At 68.3% G+C, this 15,627-nt stretch carries 17 protein-coding genes; 6 read left to right on the plus strand and 11 right to left on the minus strand.

Features of this window, described 5'->3' with window-relative positions:
• Positions 1-61 precede the first annotated feature (61 nt).
• Genes QU603_RS12105 through QU603_RS12115 form a run of 3 tightly spaced genes read right to left on the minus strand, consistent with a single transcriptional unit; the run spans position 62 to position 2,930 of the window.
• Positions 62-511 (minus strand): molybdenum cofactor biosynthesis protein MoaE, encoded by a 450-nt coding sequence (locus tag QU603_RS12105; RefSeq protein ID WP_308491636.1) that lies wholly within the window; start codon positions 509-511, stop codon positions 62-64.
• Complete coding sequence (locus QU603_RS12110) at positions 508-987, minus strand: MogA/MoaB family molybdenum cofactor biosynthesis protein (protein WP_308491637.1); 480 nt, start codon at positions 985-987, stop codon at positions 508-510. The genes QU603_RS12105 and QU603_RS12110 overlap by 4 nt, the downstream gene beginning before the upstream one ends.
• A gap of 53 nt (positions 988-1,040) precedes the next feature.
• Complete coding sequence (locus QU603_RS12115; RefSeq protein WP_308491638.1) at positions 1,041-2,930, minus strand: helicase HerA-like domain-containing protein; 1,890 nt, start codon at positions 2,928-2,930, stop codon at positions 1,041-1,043.
• Positions 2,931-2,992: 62 nt separating this feature from the next.
• Here QU603_RS12115 and QU603_RS12120 point away from each other — a divergent pair, with 62 nt between their 5' ends.
• Entirely contained in the window at positions 2,993-3,493 is a 501-nt protein-coding gene (locus QU603_RS12120) for a nitroreductase family deazaflavin-dependent oxidoreductase (protein ID WP_308491639.1), read from the plus strand.
• A gap of 10 nt (positions 3,494-3,503) precedes the next feature.
• Here the strand turns inward: QU603_RS12120 and QU603_RS12125 are convergent, their stop codons facing one another.
• From QU603_RS12125 to QU603_RS12155, 7 genes are all read right to left on the minus strand, one after another.
• Positions 3,504-4,472: a carbohydrate ABC transporter permease gene (locus QU603_RS12125; protein ID WP_370655356.1), complete on the minus strand. Its 969-nt coding sequence runs from the start codon at positions 4,470-4,472 to the stop codon at positions 3,504-3,506.
• Positions 4,472-5,671 carry a carbohydrate ABC transporter permease gene (locus QU603_RS12130; protein ID WP_370655357.1) on the minus strand — a complete coding sequence of 400 codons (1,200 nt, stop codon included), beginning with the start codon at positions 5,669-5,671 and terminating at the stop codon, positions 4,472-4,474. Before QU603_RS12130 ends, QU603_RS12125 begins: the two co-directional genes overlap by 1 nt.
• A gap of 226 nt (positions 5,672-5,897) precedes the next feature.
• A complete protein-coding gene (locus QU603_RS12135) occupies positions 5,898-7,229 on the minus strand; it encodes an ABC transporter substrate-binding protein (protein ID WP_308491642.1) in 1,332 nt (443 codons plus the stop codon).
• A 155-nt stretch (positions 7,230-7,384) separates the two neighbouring features.
• Positions 7,385-8,620: a multidrug effflux MFS transporter gene (locus QU603_RS12140; protein WP_308494012.1), complete on the minus strand. Its 1,236-nt coding sequence runs from the start codon at positions 8,618-8,620 to the stop codon at positions 7,385-7,387.
• 275 nt (positions 8,621-8,895) lie between these two features.
• Positions 8,896-9,285, minus strand: coding sequence for a 50S ribosomal protein L7/L12 (gene rplL, locus QU603_RS12145; protein ID WP_308491643.1), 390 nt, complete (start codon positions 9,283-9,285; stop codon positions 8,896-8,898).
• Between the two features lie 43 nt (positions 9,286-9,328).
• The gene (rplJ, locus tag QU603_RS12150) at positions 9,329-9,844 is read right to left on the minus strand and encodes a 50S ribosomal protein L10 (RefSeq protein ID WP_308491644.1); all 516 of its coding nucleotides are present in this window, start codon (positions 9,842-9,844) and stop codon (positions 9,329-9,331) included.
• A gap of 281 nt (positions 9,845-10,125) precedes the next feature.
• On the minus strand, positions 10,126-10,425 hold the full coding sequence (locus QU603_RS12155; RefSeq protein WP_308491645.1) for a 4a-hydroxytetrahydrobiopterin dehydratase: 300 nt from the start codon (positions 10,423-10,425) through the stop codon (positions 10,126-10,128).
• A gap of 98 nt (positions 10,426-10,523) precedes the next feature.
• Between QU603_RS12155 and QU603_RS12160 the strand changes: the two genes are divergently transcribed.
• From QU603_RS12160 to QU603_RS12170, 3 genes are all read left to right on the plus strand, one after another.
• Positions 10,524-11,150 carry a YqaJ viral recombinase family protein gene (locus tag QU603_RS12160; RefSeq protein ID WP_308491646.1) on the plus strand — a complete coding sequence of 209 codons (627 nt, stop codon included), beginning with the start codon at positions 10,524-10,526 and terminating at the stop codon, positions 11,148-11,150.
• 183 nt (positions 11,151-11,333) lie between these two features.
• Positions 11,334-13,061, plus strand: a complete 1,728-nt coding sequence (locus QU603_RS12165) for an MDR family MFS transporter (RefSeq protein WP_308491647.1) — start codon at positions 11,334-11,336, stop codon at positions 13,059-13,061.
• Entirely contained in the window at positions 13,058-13,570 is a 513-nt protein-coding gene (locus tag QU603_RS12170; protein ID WP_308491648.1) for a MarR family winged helix-turn-helix transcriptional regulator, read from the plus strand. Before QU603_RS12165 ends, QU603_RS12170 begins: the two co-directional genes overlap by 4 nt.
• A gap of 2 nt (positions 13,571-13,572) precedes the next feature.
• Here the strand turns inward: QU603_RS12170 and QU603_RS12175 are convergent, their stop codons facing one another.
• A complete protein-coding gene (locus QU603_RS12175; protein ID WP_370655303.1) occupies positions 13,573-14,460 on the minus strand; it encodes a LysR family transcriptional regulator ArgP in 888 nt (295 codons plus the stop codon).
• A gap of 68 nt (positions 14,461-14,528) precedes the next feature.
• Between QU603_RS12175 and QU603_RS12180 the strand changes: the two genes are divergently transcribed.
• Together QU603_RS12180 and QU603_RS12185 are read left to right on the plus strand one after the other, a co-directional pair.
• Complete coding sequence (locus QU603_RS12180) at positions 14,529-15,191, plus strand: LysE/ArgO family amino acid transporter (protein WP_308491650.1); 663 nt, start codon at positions 14,529-14,531, stop codon at positions 15,189-15,191.
• 42 nt (positions 15,192-15,233) lie between these two features.
• Complete coding sequence (locus QU603_RS12185) at positions 15,234-15,545, plus strand: acylphosphatase (RefSeq protein WP_308491651.1); 312 nt, start codon at positions 15,234-15,236, stop codon at positions 15,543-15,545.
• Positions 15,546-15,627: the final 82 nt, after the last annotated feature.

The raw sequence follows: 15,627 nt of genomic DNA on the forward strand, positions 1-15,627 counted from the left end.
GCGGCTGAGTCACATCACCGGCGCTGAACCACATCACCGGCGCTGCTCGGAGACGGCTGCGTCAGCCGCCGAGGCCCTTCCACGCGGTGGTGCCGTCGGCCTCGATCTGACGCTTCCAGATCGGCAGGCGGTGCTTGATGGCCTCCACCAGCGCGCGCGAGACCTCATAGGCCTCGCCGCGGTGGGCCGCGGCCACCGAGACCACGATCGCGACGTCGCCGACCTCGAGCCGCCCGATCCGATGGCTGGCGGCGACCAGGGCGCCGGTGTCGCCGACGGCCTCATCGATCAGGCCGTTCAGGGCCTTCTCTGCGTCAGGGTGCGACGAGTACTCCAACGCGACCACGGCGGTCGCGGCATCCGGATCATGATCGCGCACACGACCCACGAACGTGATCGCCGCTCCCATGTGCGCATCGTCGACGGCGGCCTCGTGCGCGGCGACGTCGAGCGGCTCGCCGCTGATGCGCGCCAGACGCGTGCTGGGCGACGTGTGTGCGGGAGTGCTCATCTGTGGTCATCCCCGCGCAGCTGGCCGAGCAGGTGCGGTGCGACCGAGAGGACGACCGGCATGCCCGACGCGACGGCGGCCGGGCTTCCCGGCAGGTTGACGATGACGGCGGCCTCGGCCACACCCGACACTCCCCGCGAGAGCATGCCGGCCGGACGCTCAGCGGTCGCCCGCCGTCGCAGCTCTTCGGCGATGCCGGGGATCGTGACCGTCAGCACGCGACGGGTTCCCTCGGGTGTCTCGTCGCGAGGGCCCACACCCGTGCCGCCCGTGGTAACGATCACCCGGATGCCGTCGGTGATGGCCGCACGCAGCGCCTGCTCGACGCTGTCGGCACCGTCGGGGATCACGATCGGATCGTCACACGCGAAACCCGCTTCACGCAACGCGGCAACGGCCAGCGGGCCGCTGAGATCCTCACTCTCGCCACGCGAAGAGCGGTCCGACACCGTGATCACAGCTGCGGAATACTGCATGGGTCCAGCCTAGGCGAGAGCACCACCCATCTCGGCGACTTCACTGTCACGATCTAGCGCTTGCCGGTGCCGAAGATGCCGCGGATCACCCCGGTGAGGATCGTCTGGGTGGTGCGTGAGCCGAGGATCTGCTCCAGCGGCGACTTCTTCGATCGGGACGTGCGCGAAGAGCCCTGGGTCTGGCGCATGATGCGGTCATACTCGGCCTTGGCCTTCTTGTCGGCTGCCGCCTGCTCCTTGGCCGCCGCGGCGTCGGCCTTCTCCTTCTCGGCGGCCGCATCTGCGGCGGCATGCGCCTGGGCGGCCGCATTCATCTTCGCGGTCAGTATCTCGCGCGCAGATTCGGGATCGATGGCCGTCCCGTATTCGGCCAGCAGGGGGGATGCCTTGACCGCCGCGGTGATCTGCGGATCGGGCGTGGGCGACATCAGTGCCTGCGGCGCACGCATGCGCGTCCATGCGACGGGCGTGGGCGCGCCCTTCTCGCTCATGACGGTGATGATCGCCTCGCCGGTGCCCAGCTCCTGCAGCACGCGCTCGAGGTCGTAGCCCGAGGTCGGGTACGTGCCCACCGTCGCCTTCAGCGCCTTGGCATCGTCGGGCGTGAACGCGCGCAGCGCGTGCTGCACGCGCGAACCGAGCTGACCGAGGACATCGGAGGGAACGTCCTTCGGCGTCTGCGTGACGAAGAACACCCCCACACCCTTGGAGCGGATCAGCCGAACGGTCTGCGTGATCGCGGCGAGGAAGTCCTTCGACGCGTCTCTGAACAGCAGGTGCGCCTCGTCGAAGAAGAACACGAGCTTGGGCTTGTCGGCATCCCCCACCTCGGGCAGGATCTCGAACAGCTCGGCCAGCAGATACATCAGGAACGTCGAGAACAGGGTCGGCTTGTCGATGATGCCGGGCACCTCGAGCAGGCTGATGATGCCGCGACCGTCGGGGGCGGTGCGCAGGAAGTCCTTGACGTCGAACTCCGGCTCGCCGAAGAACACGTCGGCTCCGGCATCGGCGAAGGTGATCAGCTCGCGCAGGATGACGCCCGCCGTCGCCGCCGACAGCCCGCCGATGCCCTTGAGCTCGTCTTTGCCGTCATCGCCGGTGAGATAGGTGAGCACGGCGCGCAGGTCCGAGAGGTCGACCAGGGCAAGGCCCTGCGCGTCGGCGTAGTGGAACACCAGACCCAGGCTCGATTCCTGCGTCTGGTTCAGGCCCAGGACCTTGCTCAGCAGCAGCGGGCCGAACCCCGACACCGTGGCGCGCACCGGCACACCCTTGCCCACTCCGCCGAGGGCGAAGAACTCGGTGGGGAACGCCTCGGGCTTCCAGTCCTGACCAATTCCCTTCGTGCGCGCCAGCAGCTTGTCGCTGGACTCGCCGGCGGTCGCGATCCCCGACAGGTCGCCCTTGATGTCGGCAGCGAACACCGGGACTCCGGCGGCGGCCAGCTGCTCGGCCAGACCCTGCAGAGTGCGGGTCTTGCCGGTGCCGGTGGCCCCGGCCACCAGCCCGTGCCGGTTGAACATCGCCAGTGGAATGCGGATCTGCGCCTGCGGCAGCGGGTCGGTGTTCACAAGCGCGCCGAGCGCGAGCGAGGTCTGGGCGAACGTGTAGCCGTCGACCACGGCCTGCACCTCATCGGCGGTCAGCGGACCGGATGCCGCAGCCGCGGCCGGTGCCGCAGTCTCGGCCGGTGCGGGCTTGCGGCCATCCCCCGGATCCTCCACCGGCGCTGCCGCCGCCTCGGGCGGTGCCTCGTCCGGCGCGGGCGCCTCCTCGACCGCGGGGGTCTCTTTCGCGGATGCAGCCGCCGCAGCCGCTTCAGCCGCTGCGAGCGCGGCCTTGGCCTGGGCGGCTTTCAGCGCCGCATCGGCGGCTTCGGATTCCGCGCGCAGGCGCGCGAGTTCGGCAGCAGAGACACCGGCGTCTTCGGGCACAGTCATGCGCACAGCCTAACGATGCCGTCCCGGTCTCGTCATCGCATCCGGTAGGCCACAATGGCGGCATGCCCCCTATCCGCACCGCCGTGCGTCACCTGCTCGCCCCACTCACCCAGACACCGGCCTTCCGCCGGTTCGGGCGGCGGATCATGCCGGTCCTGGAGGCCGGGTTCCGCGTCGTCGGCCGGGGGCGGATGCCGATCAGCGGCATCCTGGTCCCCTCACTCACGCTGCACACGATCGGCGCGAAGAGCGGCCAGGTGCGCGAGGTGCAGCTCATGTACACGCCCGACGGGGCCGGCTGCGCGATCGTTGCGGGAACGAACTTCGCCGGCACGCGGCATCCTGCCTGGACCGTCAACCTGCGCGCCCACCCCGACGCCGAGATCATCGTGCGGGGCCGGCGACTCGCCGTCCGCGCGGAACCCGTCGGCGATGACGAGCGGGACGCCGCCTGGGCGCGCATCGAGGCGCAGTGGCCGAACTACCGCTCGTATGAGCGGCAGTCCGGCCGCGCCGTGCGCCTGTACCGTCTCGTGCCCACCGCCGAACTCGGCCGCCTCTGACTCGGGCGGATCAGCCCTTCGTGGCGCCGGCCATCAGCCCCCGCACGAAGAACCGCTGCAGCGCGAAGAACACGATCAGCGGCACGATGATCGAAATGAAGGTACCGGCCGACTGCAGGTACCAGCGGTCGCCCCACGTGCCCGACAGCGAGTTCAGCGTCTGTGTCAACGGCAGAGAGGAACTGGGCGCGAAGATCGTGGCCACCAGCAGGTCGTTCCACACCCACAGGAACTGGAAGATCGCGAACGACGCGATCGCCGGCATCGCCAGCGGCACGATCATGCGGAAGAAGATCTGCCCGTGTCCTGCCCCGTCCACCCGGGCGGCTTCGATCAGCTCGCTGGGGATCTCGGCGATGAAGTTGTGCAGCAGGAAGATCGCCAGCGGCAGAGCGAAGATCGCGTGCGCGATCCACACCGTCGCGAAGCTGTGGTCGACGTCGCGCAGCGTGAACCCGGGGAAGATTCCGACCTCGCCGATCGACAGCCCGCGTGAGAAGAGGCTCAGCAGCGGCACGAGCGCCATCTGGATCGGCACGATCTGCAGAGCGAACACGAAGACGAACAGGATGCCGCGGCCCTTGAACGGGATCCACGCGAACGCGTACGCGGCAAGGGCCGCGATGGAGATCGGGATCACCGTGGCCGGGATCGCGATGGCCAGCGAGTTGATGAACGATTGGCCCAGGGTCAGCGCCGTGCCACCCGCCGTCAGCGCATCGAAATAGTTCTGCAGCGTGAAGCCCGGGTTGACGAAGAACGTCCACCAGCCGGTCGTGTTCGAGTCTGCACCGGGACGGAACGAGGTGACGAACAGTCCGAAGGTGGGAATCGTCCAGATCACCGCGATGATCGCGGCCGCCAGCGTCGCCCCGCGCGAGGTGAGCCTCTTCTGTGCGTCGCGGGCGATCCTGCGTTCGCTGCGGGGGCGGCGCGGTGAGGTCTGCTCGGTCGGAAGGTCGAGCTCTGCGGTGGCCATCATCGCACCTCCTTCTGCTTGCGCATCTGATGCACGTTGTAGATGATCAGCGGCAGCACGAACAGGAACAGCACGACCGCCAGCGCCGAGGAGTGGCCGTAGCTCTGGAACCGCTGCTGCTGGTTGACCATCTCGAAGCCCAGCACCGAGCTGTTCGAACGGCCACCGGTCATCACCGCGACGATGTCATAGACCTTCAGCGCCGCGATCGTGATGGTGGTCAGCACGACGATCAGCGAGCCGCGGATCCCGGGGATCGTGACGTTGAAGAACCGCTGGCGCGCGTTGGCGCCGTCCAGCTGCGCCGCTTCGTGCTGGTCTATGGGCACGGCCTTGATCGAGGCGGACAGGATCACCATGGCAAAGCCGGTCTGGCTCCAGATGAACACCGCCAGCAGGCAGAACGTGTTGATCAGCGGCTGCGCATCCAGCCACCCGACCGGCTGACCGCCGAACCAGGTGATGATGGCGTTGAGCAGACCGATCTGCTGACCCTGCCGGTAGTCGTAGACGAACTTCCAGATGATGCCGGCGCCGACGAACGAGATCGCGACCGGCATGAACACCCAGAGCTTCAGGAACTTCTCGCCGCGGGCGCGGTCGACGAAGGCCGCGTAGACCAAGCCGATGCCCGTCGCGATGATCGGGGCGAACAGCGCCCAGATGATGGTGTTGATCACCGACCAGAAGCCGTAGGCGTTCGTGAACGTCCAGACATAGTTGTCGAACCAGACGAACTCTTTGCCGGTCTTGTCAAAGAACGACTGCACGACGGTCGCGATGGCAGGGTAGACCAGCCCCGTCAGCAGCAGAATCGCCGCCGGCGCCATGAAGATGATGAGCTGGAACACGTAGCCCGCGCCCTCGCGCGCCCGGTAGTCGGCGAAGAACAGGATGGCACCGGCCAGCAGCGCGATCGCGACGACGTAGACCACGGCGTTCTGGTAGGGCCGCAGCACCATGAATGCGAGCACGGGAATCACGAAGCACGCTGCCACGCGCATCCAGAAGTAGCCGATGCCGGGGCGCGGCGCATATTCGATCAGCAGCAGGATCACGCCGACGACGACGCCGAAGGCCACCACGACGATGGGAATCTGCACGAGCGGACCGAGGTCGCCGAGCCACACGAAGAAGCTGTTCAGAGAGAAGCCGAGCGTCGTGGGCCGGGCCCCCTCCGCCGGCGGCCGGGTGACCATGAACAGGAACAGCGCGACGGCCAGGACCGCCGCGATGGAGATGAGGATGCCGGTGGTCCGGCGTGAGAGCCGGTTCCGGCCGGTGCGAGCCGAGGACGTGGCCGTCGGCGCAGACGCAGTCGTCATGTTTCCGCCTTTCCTGGGCACGCCGTCGTGCCCCGCCCTGCGACGACCGTGGCCGGGCGAGTCGTCAAGACTCGCCCGGCCGTGTCGTCTGCGGGGCAGATCAGTTCTCGTAACCCGCCTGGATGGCGTTGAGCACCTGGTCGGTGGGCATGCCGTCGATCCAGCTGACCATGCCCTTCCAGAAGGAGCCCGAGCCGACGGTGGCAGGCATCAGGTCCGAGGCGTCGAAGCGCATGACCGTGTTCGGGTCCTGCAGCAGCTTCATCGCGTCGGTGAGGAACTGGCTCGACGCCTTCGTCGGGTCGGCGCCCTTGTTGGCCGAGATCACACCGCCGAGCTCGACGCGCGCGTCGGCGAACTCCGGCGTCGTCATGAACTCCTGCACCTTCTTGACCGCGGCCGAGTCCGAGAAGGCCGCGACGAACTCGCCGCCGCCCTCGACGGCGTTCGCGCCCTCCTGGATGCCCGGCAGGACGAAGGCGTAGACGTCGCCGTCAGGGGCCACCTTGGGCGCGTTGCCGTCCTTGGTCTTCACATCGAGGAAGTTCGACGACAGGAACGACGCCTGATGGGTCAGCGCGCAGGTGCCGTCGGCGACCTTGGCCGCGACATCGGCGAAGGCCGTCGAGTTGATGGACTTGACGTCGCCGAAGCCCGCGTTCACGTAGCTCTTGTCGAGCAGGATCTTGCCCGTGGCGTCGAAGGCCTGCTTGATCTGCGGATCGGTGAACTTGACCTTGCCGTCGACCCACTGGTCGTAGACGTCCGGGCCGGACTGGCGCAGCACGAGGTCCTCGATCCAGTCGGTGCCCGGCCAGCCCGACGCGTCGCCCGAGGCGAAGCCGGCGCACCACGGCGCCTTGCCCGTCTTGGACTGGATCGTCTTGGTCAGGGCGAGCAGGTCGTCCCAGGTCTTGGGGACCTCGACGCCCCACTTCTTGAACTCGGACGGCGAGTACCAGACGTAGCCCTTGACGTTCGCCAGCATCGGCGCGGCGTAGAAAGTGCCGCCGTCGCTGCCGTACTTCTTCCAGTCCGGTCCCCAGTACTTGTCGACGTTCGCGCTGACCGTGTCATCGGCCTTCTTGACCTCGCCGGTGCCGATGAGGGACTTCAGCAGGCCCGGCTGCGGCACGATCGCGATGTCGGGTGCGGAGCCGCCCTGCACCTTCGTGACGATGTTGCCTTCGAAGCTCTTGTCACCGGTGTACTCGACCTTGATGCCGGTGTCTTTGGTGAACTGGTCGAACGACTTGTTCAGCAGGTCGGCTTCAGAGCCGGTGATGCCACCCGAGAGGTGGACGGTCTGGCCCTTGACATCGCCACTTCCTCCGTCACCTGTGCCGCCCTCGGCACAGCCGGTCAAAGCGAGCCCGGCTACACCGATGATGGCAAGCGGTGCCAGCACGGAGCGTTTCATGGACATACCCATCGGGTCCTCCTCGTCGGAACGGATGCGCGCTCGTCCACAGGATCTGCGCAAGCGCTTCCATGCCAACGTACTGACGACGTGTAGCGTTTTCAACTGCGCCCGATAACGTGTTCATAACTCGTGAGAGCGCTCTCACCTCGAAAAACTGTGCGTGATCAGGGTGTGAGCTGCGGCACCGTCCACGGCCTGACGATCAGCCACAGCGACAGCACCCCCACCACGGCGCAGCCGATCATCACGACCGCCATCGTCGTGGCGGTGATGCCCGCTTCGGCGGCGAGGACGCCCACCAGCGGTGAGACCAGACCCGCGACCGCGTTGTTGGAGAATCCGATGAGCGAGGCGGCGGTGCCGGCGGCCCGCCCGTGCCGGTCGAGCGAGAGCACCTGCACGCACGGGAAGGTGAATCCGCACGACGACATGAAAACGAACAGAGGGATGATCGTCCCCCACAGGCCGAGCTGCAGCTGATCGCACACCACGATCGCCGTGGCCGAGAGCACCAGGACCGCCGTCGAGAACGACAGCACCCACTGCGGCCCGAACCGGGCCGCCAGCCGCGCCGCGATCTGGTTGCCGATGACCAGGCCGACGGAATTGGCCGCGAACAGCATCCCGTACTGCTGCGCCGAGAACCCGTACGACTCCTGGAACAGGAACGACGAGCTGGACAGGTACGAGAACAGTCCGCTGAAGGTCATCGCCCCGATGATGAGCACGCCGATGAAGATGCGATCGCGCAGCACCGCGCCATAGCGCTGCCACACGGTCGTGCTGCCGCCGCCCCCGCCCGCGCGGCGGGCCGCCGGCAGCGTCTCAGGCAGCACGAAGATCGCGCACGCGAGCATCACGATGCCGTAGCAGGCCAGCACGACGAAGATGCCGCGCCAGTCCATGACCGCCAGCAGTGCCGAGCCGACCAGCGGCGCGATCACCGGGGCGGCGCCGGTGACCAGCGCCAGACGGCTGAGCATGACCACGAGGCGTCTGCCGCCGAAGAGGTCGCGCACGATCGCCATGGCCACGACGCCGCCGGCGGCTGCACCGACACCCATGAGCACACGCGCCGCGCCCAGCAGCAGCAGTGTGGGCGCGATCGCCGCCAGGACGCTGGCCGCCACGTGCACCGCGGTGACGATCAGAAGCGGGATGCGGCGGCCGACCTTGTCGCTGAGCGGACCGACGATCAGCTGCCCGAGTCCGAAGCCGATCATGGTGCCGGTCAGTGTCAGCTGCACAGCGGCAGCGGTGGTCTGGAAGTCCTGCTCGAGCACCGGGAACGCCGGCAGATACAGATCGACGGTGAACGGACCGAGGGCGGTCAGCGCACCCAGCAGCACGATGTACAGCACGCGGCGTGCGGCCGAGATCGCATCGCCCGGGTGCAGCATGATCGGCGCAGTGGCCGGATCCGGGCCGAGCGTGCGGATGGCGGCGGTGGCCGCGGGGATGCGGATCGAGCCCGTCGCGGTGCGAATCGTCCCGGTCGCGGTACGGGTCTCACCCGGCTGCAGCACGTCGCGGTCGGGTTCGGTGGAAGAAGGCTCGGGCATCAGTCGTCGAATCGATTCGGGGAAGAGACCAGCATACCGAATCGGGCGAGTGATCCCGACGCACGAGGGCCCCGAGCGCAGCGCGCCCGGGGCCCTCGAGGAATGCGACGAGATTACTTGAGCGTAACCGTGGCGCCGGCCTCTTCGAGAGAAGCCTTGGCCTTCTCGGCGGTCTCCTTGTTGGCGCCCTCGAGGACGGCCTTGGGAGCACCGTCGACGACGGCCTTCGCGTCGCCGAGGCCCAGCGAGGTGAGCTCGCGGACGACCTTGATGACCTGGATCTTCTTGTCGCCGACGGTCTCGAGGATGACGTCGAACGCGTCCTTCTCCTCGGCCTCTTCGGCGGGGGCACCACCGGCGGGGGCGCCGGCAGCGGCAACCGCGACCGGGGCGGCGGCGGTGACGTCGAAGGTCTCCTCGAACGCCTTGACGAACTCGCTGAGCTCGATGAGGGTGAGCTCCTTGAAGGCGTCGAGCAGCTCGTCAGTGCTGAGCTTTGCCATGATGATTCTCCTTGATTGGGGTTTTGCTACGCCGGGGCCCGTCTCAGGCCGCGGACTCCTGCTTCTCGCGCAGCGCGTCGACCGTGCGGACGGCCTTCGTGGGAAGCGCGTTGAAGACGTATGCCGCCTTGGTCATCGTGGCCTTCATCGCACCGGCGAGCTTCGCCAGCAGGACTTCACGGCTCTCGAGATCGGCGAGCTTGGTGACCTCTTCCGGGCTCAGGGGGGCACCGTCGAAGTAGCCGCCCTTGATGACCAGAAGAGGGTGCGCCTTGGCGAAGGCGCGCAGACCCTTCGCGACGGCGACCGGGTCGCCGTGCACGAATGCGATGGCCGACGGACCCTTCAGGTCGTCGTCCAGCGCCGAGATCCCCGCCTTGTTGGCGGCGATCTTGGTCAGCGTGTTCTTCACCACGGCGTATTCCGCGTCCTGACGAATGCTGTTGCGAAGCTCCTTGAGCTCCGCAACCGTCAGACCGCGGTACTCAGTGAGCAGAACGGCAGTCGAGTCCTCGAAGTTCTTCGCGAGCTCGGCGACCGCCTGGTCCTTCTGCGCCATGGCCACTCCTTGTCTATGCTCCACGCTCCGCGGTGGCGGAGCGTGAGCCGCAGACCCCCGGCTCCTGGCAAACAAAAACGCTCCGGCGCAAGCGCACGGAGCGATCCAATCGTTCGGTGTCACCTGCGCGGGCCTCTGCTCAGCAGTGCTTCGATCGTCATGCTCGCGCACGACGATGACCGGCGGTCTTCGGTTGACTCCAGCTTATGGGATGCCGGCGGTTCCCCCAAATCGCCGGCGGCGCCTCCTCCACAGGCGGACGGGCCTGCCGCGTCGTAGCCTCAGCCGGCGTGGATGCCCAGCTGGTCGGCCGCGCGAGAGATCGCGGCGGCCAGCGCGGCATCCTTCGCGGTCACTCCCCCCGAGTCATGGCTGGTCAGCAGCACCTGCACGCGGGGGTAGGTGACCGTCACATCGGGATGGTGGTTCGCGGCCTCGGCGAGCTCGGCGATCGCCGAGAACAGGCGGGCGCCGGTGGCGAAGTCCCCGGTCGCGAACTGGGCGGTCACCGCATCGCCGTCGAAGCGCCAATGCTCGACCCCGTCGAACGCGCGGAACTGATCGGTCGTGAGGGTGTCCATGTCACCGACCATGCCACGACGCGCGCACAATGCAACCCCCTGCGACCGAAGACCGCGTCGCGCCGGGCACGAACCGGGCCTCGGCGTACGCTCGGAGAGTGACCCCCGAACTGGCCGACCGCATCGTCGCGGACTCCCGCGACAGGGTGAGCTGGCTTCGGGCGCGGTCGCGCGGCATCACCGCCACCGACGTGGCGGCGCTCACGAGCGAACGAGCCATTGCCCGCGCCGCGCACACCAAGCTGCAGGGCAGTGGCTTCACCGGCAACGCCTACACCGACCACGGCCGGCGCCGTGAGCCCCAGATCGCGGCGTGGGTCGCCGCCACCCACGGCATCCAGCCCTCCTCTGCGCTCTTCCGCGCGGTCGTCGAGCCGCGGCACCTCGCCACCCCCGATGGTCTGATGCAGGATGCCGCGGGTCGCGTCACGCTCGCAGAGATCAAGACCACGAACAAGGCGTGGCGCAGCATCCCGCGCTCGTATCTTCGCCAGGTGTGGTGGCAGCAGCACGTGCTCGGGGCCGAGCGCACGCTCGTGGCCTGGGAACAGCACAGCGGGTTCGTGCCGATCGACGACGAGCCCCGCTGCGCGTGGGTCGACCGCGACGACGCCGAGATCCGCTCACTCGTGCGGCTGGCCACGGCGCTCATCGACGAGCTGCACCGGCGCACCCACCCACAGCCGGCGCGCGAGGCGTATCGCGCCCTCGCGCTGGCCGACTGACCGCGTTTCGACGCGCTGCGCTCGCTCAAGGATCGCTCCTCACCGATAGTTGACATGGGTCAATCATCGATATATAGTTGACCGTTCTCAACTATTGAGGAATGTCAACCATCTGCGCCGTCGTCGTCGCACGTCCTGAGCGCACCTCTTCCGATCACGCACTCGATCATCCGTAAGGAACCCATGTCTGAAACCGTCTCCCCTGCCGGCGCCCCGCCGGCGATGAACCACCGCCAGGTGCTCGAGGCCCTGTCGGGCCTGATCCTCGGCATGTTCGTGTCGATGCTGGCCTCCACCGTGGTCTCCAGTTCGCTGCCGGTCATCATCCACGACCTCGACGGCGACCAGGCTGCCTTCACCTGGGTCATCACCGCGACCCTGCTCACCACCGCGATCTCGACCCCCATCTGGGGTAAGCTCGCCGATCTGTTCAACCGCAAGTTCCTCTACCAGCTGGCGATCGTCGTGTTCGTGCTGGCCACGGCGGGCGCCGGGTTCTCGCAGAACCCCGAGATGCTCATCACATTCCGTGCGGTGCAGGGCATCGGCGCCGGCGGCCTCGCCGCCCTCAGCCAGGTCATCATGGCCGACATCCTCAGCCCCCGCGAGCGCGGCAAGTACATGGGCCTGTTCGGCGCCGTGATGGCCGTCGCCACCGTCGGCGGCCCGCTGCTGGGCGGTGTGCTCACGGACGCGTGGAGCTGGCGCTGGAACTTCTACGTCGCCCTTCCTGTGGCCATCATCGCGCTGATCCTCGTGCAGAAGACCCTGCGCCTCTCGCCGCACGCACGCCGCAAGGTCTCCATCGACTACACCGGCATCGTGCTGCTGTCGGCGGCGGTGTCGCTGCTGCTGATCTGGGTGTCGATCGCCGGCACCGCCACCGGGTTCCCCTGGAACAGCTGGCAGAGCTACCTCATGGTCGGGGGCGCGGCGCTTGCCACCGTGGTGTTCATCATCGTCGAGCTGCGCTCGAAGGAGCCGCTGGTTCCGCTGTCGATGTTCCGCAACCGCACCTTCACCCTCGCCGTGGTCGCCTCCATCTCCACCGGCATCGCGATGTTCGGCGCCTCGGTGTTCCTGAGCCAGTACATGCAGCTGGCCCGCGGCGCCACACCGACCCAGGCAGGGCTCATGACCATCCCGATGATCGGCGGCCTGCTCGTGGCATCCGTGCTCATCGGCTGGCTGGTCTCGAAGTACGGACATTGGAAGCCCTACCTGATCCTCGGCGGTGCGCTGCTGATCGCCGGCTCGTATCTGCTGTCCACGATCCACTACGACACGGACTTCGTTCTCGTCTCGCTCTTCATGTTCCTGCTCGGCGCGGGCGTGGGGATGACGATGCAGAACCTCGTGCTGATCGTGCAGAACACGTGCAAACCGAGTGAGATCGGCGTGGCCAGCTCGGGCGTCACGTTCTTCCGCAGCCTGGGCGGCACGGTGGGCGTCGCGGTGATGGGTGCGGCCCTGGCCGCCAAGGTGACCGACCTCATGAAGGAGCACATGCCCGACCTCGTCAAGGCCATCATGAGCCTCGGCGACAAGGCCCCGTACTGGCAGGCGCAGCTGGCCAGCGGTGCGCTGCCGAAGGTGTCGGACATGCCGCACGCGCTGAGCACGATCATCGAGGACATCTACGCCCAGGGCATCTCGCACTCGTTCCTGATCGGCGTGCCGTTCGCCGTGGTCAGCCTGCTGGCCATCCTCTTCCTGCCGAACGTGTCGCTCACGCGCATGACCAACGACGAGCGTCTGCATGCCGGTGAGGCCGACCTCGCGACCGTCTCGGTCGAAGAAGGCATGAGCGTGCTGACGGCCACCGGGAGCATCGGCGTCGTGGACGAGGTGGATGCCGCAGCCGCGACATCCGGTCCCGCCGGCGACGCTCCGGGATCGAGCGGGCGATGATCACCTCCATCCGCACGGTGGCAGCTCCCGCCGAGGGGGCTGCCACCGGCGGCGCCGCGGGGGACGACCCCCGGCGGCTCGCCGTGCGCTCCCTCGAGGGCGCGTTCTCGCAGCTTTTCACCCAGCTGCGCCGGGTCTATGCGCAGGCGGCCGAAGCGGTCAGCCCCGGCATGATGCCGGGCACCTTCAAGGTGTTCACCGTCATCGAGCGGATGGGCTCGGTCACCGTCTCGACGCTGGCCGAGCGCATGGACTCCGACAAGAGCCTGATCAGCCGCTCGGTCAGCGAGCTGGAGGGGCTCGGCCTGATCGAACGCACCGCCGACCCCAGCGACGGGCGCATCCGCCTGATCAGCATCACCGCACTCGGTCGGAGCCGACTCGAGTCGGTGCGCTACCCCTACATGGACCGCCTCGGCGACGTGCTGGACGAGTGGCCGGTCGAGCAGATCGACAGGCTCACCGTGCTGCTGCAGGCCCTGGCCTCCGGCGACGTGCCCGAGGCCTGACCTCACCCGCGCAGGACGCGACGGCCTTCCGACACGATCGCGTCGGCCACCGCATCCAACAGCGCAGAGCGCAGGTTCCACTGCTGCCAGTACAGCGGCACATCTGCCGGCGCGCCGCCCAGACGCACGAGAGACCCGTCGGCCAGCGCCGCGTCTGACTGAAAGAGCGGCAGCAGCCCCCACCCCATCCCCCGCAGCACCGCGCGTGCGAAGTCGTTGGAGGCGGGGACATAGTGGCGCGGCGGCTGCGTGTCGACGCCGCGGCCGCGCAGCCACTCACTCTGCAGATCGTCACGACGGTCGTAGTCCACGCGCACCGCTGCCGCCAGCGCCGCCGGCGTCACCCCATCGGCGAACCAGCGCGAGACGTACTCAGGAGTGGCCACCGCCTCGTATCGCATCACCCCCAGCGGCACCACGCGGCAGCCGGCGACCGGCTGCGCACGCGAGGTCACCGCGCCCACCACGGTGCCGGACTCGAGCATCTCTGCCGTGAAGTCCTGATCGTCGCGGTGCAGTTCGAAGACGACCGGATGCTGCTGCACGAGCTGCGCGAGGGGCTCGAGGAACCACGTGCCCAGCGAGTCGGCGTTCACCGCCAGTGCGACACTGAAGCGCACGTGGTCGTCGTCGACGCCCAGTTCACCGAGCGCATCGCGCTCGAGCAGGGCCAGCTGTCGGGCGAGGCGCACGACGGCGGCGCCGGCCTCGGTCGCGCGCGCAGGCTTCGCCCGGATCAGGCACACGCGGCCGAGCTGCTCCTCGAGCGCTTTGATGCGCTGACTGACCGCCGATGGGGTCACATGCAGGCGGCGCGCCGCGGCATCCAGCGTCCCTTCGTCGATCACGACGGCGAGGGTCTGTGCCAGTTCGACCGGAATGTGCATCATAAGCCATGCTAATGGTGCTGCAGATATATGAGCTGTACTTCATTAGTGAGGCCTTCTAGCGTGGAAGCGTGCTCTCGTCGTTGCTCGCCGGACTCGGTCTCGGCCTCTCGCTCATCGTCGCCATCGGCGCGCAGAACCTGTTCGTGCTGCGACAGGGCCTGCGACGCGAGCACGTGCTGGCCATCGCCCTGGTGTGCACCGTGTCGGACGTTGTGCTCATCGTCGTGGGCGTATCGGGGATCGGGCTCATCCTGCACACGGCGCCGTGGCTGGCCGCGGTCATGCGCTACGCGGGGGCGGCCTTCCTCGTGGTGTATGCGATCCTCGCGCTGAGGCGCGCGTGGCGGCCGAACGGCCAAGCGCTGCGGGTGGATGCCGCGGACCCGACCGCGGGTCGGGCTGGCGTCGCCGCAACGGGTCGGACGGCGACGGCGACCACCGCGCGGCTGGCCCCCGTGCTGGCGACGTGCCTGGCGCTGACGTGGCTGAACCCGCACGTCTACCTCGACACGGTGTTCCTGCTCGGCTCGGTGTCTTCCACGCACGGCGACATGCGCTGGTGGTTCGCGCTGGGGTCCGCCTGCGCGAGCGCCCTGTGGTTCTTCACGCTGGCGTACGGTGCGCGGTACCTGGGCCGGTGGCTGTCGACTCGTCGGGCATGGCGCATCCTCGACGGCGTGATCGGAGTCGTGATGCTGGCGCTGGCGACGAACCTCGTCGTGGCGGCGTGAGCGCCGCGGGGCTGCGCCGACGGGCCGACCGGGATGCGGGCGATGCCTGCGATGATGGGCCGTATGCGCCGGGTGCACGTGATCGTCTCGGGAGCGGTCCAGGGGGTGGGCTACCGTTACACGCTGCGCCTGGTCGCCGACGATGCCGGCGTCACAGGGTGGGTGCGCAATCGGCGTGACGGCACCGTGGAGGCCGAGATCCAGGGCACAGCCGAGCAGGTGGATGCCGTGCTCGCCTGGATGGCCGAAGGCCCGCCCGGCGCGCTGGTCGCCAGCGCGCATGTCGCCGACGCGCGTGTGTTGAAGCCCACAGCCCCCGAGACCGTCGGCTTCCAGGTGCACCCGACCGTGTGAGGCCCGCCCGCAGGGGCAGGTCGCGGGTGCAGAGGGGCAGGTCGCGGGTGCAGAGGGGCAGGTCGCGGGCGCCGAGGGGCAG

This window comes from Microbacterium terrisoli (genome assembly GCF_030866805.1).
Classification (GTDB): Bacteria; Actinomycetota; Actinomycetes; order Actinomycetales; family Microbacteriaceae; genus Microbacterium; species Microbacterium terrisoli.

Coding starts and splice junctions, on each gene's coding strand:
- QU603_RS12105 (WP_308491636.1), bottom strand. CDS start 511: ATGAGCACTCCCGCACACACGTCGCCCAGCACGCGTCTGGCGCGCATC.
- QU603_RS12170 (WP_308491648.1), top strand. CDS start 13,058: ATGATCACCTCCATCCGCACGGTGGCAGCTCCCGCCGAGGGGGCTGCC.
- rplJ (WP_308491644.1), bottom strand. CDS start 9,844: ATGGCGCAGAAGGACCAGGCGGTCGCCGAGCTCGCGAAGAACTTCGAG.
- QU603_RS12110 (WP_308491637.1), bottom strand. CDS start 987: ATGCAGTATTCCGCAGCTGTGATCACGGTGTCGGACCGCTCTTCGCGT.
- QU603_RS12140 (WP_308494012.1), bottom strand. CDS start 8,620: ATGCTGCACCCGGGCGATGCGATCTCGGCCGCACGCCGCGTGCTGTAC.
- QU603_RS12125 (WP_370655356.1), bottom strand. CDS start 4,472: ATGGCCACCGCAGAGCTCGACCTTCCGACCGAGCAGACCTCACCGCGC.
- QU603_RS12120 (WP_308491639.1), top strand. CDS start 2,993: ATGCCCCCTATCCGCACCGCCGTGCGTCACCTGCTCGCCCCACTCACC.
- QU603_RS12130 (WP_370655357.1), bottom strand. CDS start 5,671: ATGGTCACCCGGCCGCCGGCGGAGGGGGCCCGGCCCACGACGCTCGGC.
- QU603_RS12165 (WP_308491647.1), top strand. CDS start 11,334: ATGTCTGAAACCGTCTCCCCTGCCGGCGCCCCGCCGGCGATGAACCAC.
- QU603_RS12115 (WP_308491638.1), bottom strand. CDS start 2,930: ATGACTGTGCCCGAAGACGCCGGTGTCTCTGCTGCCGAACTCGCGCGC.
- QU603_RS12135 (WP_308491642.1), bottom strand. CDS start 7,229: ATGGGTATGTCCATGAAACGCTCCGTGCTGGCACCGCTTGCCATCATC.
- QU603_RS12185 (WP_308491651.1), top strand. CDS start 15,234: ATGCCTGCGATGATGGGCCGTATGCGCCGGGTGCACGTGATCGTCTCG.
- rplL (WP_308491643.1), bottom strand. CDS start 9,285: ATGGCAAAGCTCAGCACTGACGAGCTGCTCGACGCCTTCAAGGAGCTC.
- QU603_RS12175 (WP_370655303.1), bottom strand. CDS start 14,460: ATGATGCACATTCCGGTCGAACTGGCACAGACCCTCGCCGTCGTGATC.
- QU603_RS12155 (WP_308491645.1), bottom strand. CDS start 10,425: ATGGACACCCTCACGACCGATCAGTTCCGCGCGTTCGACGGGGTCGAG.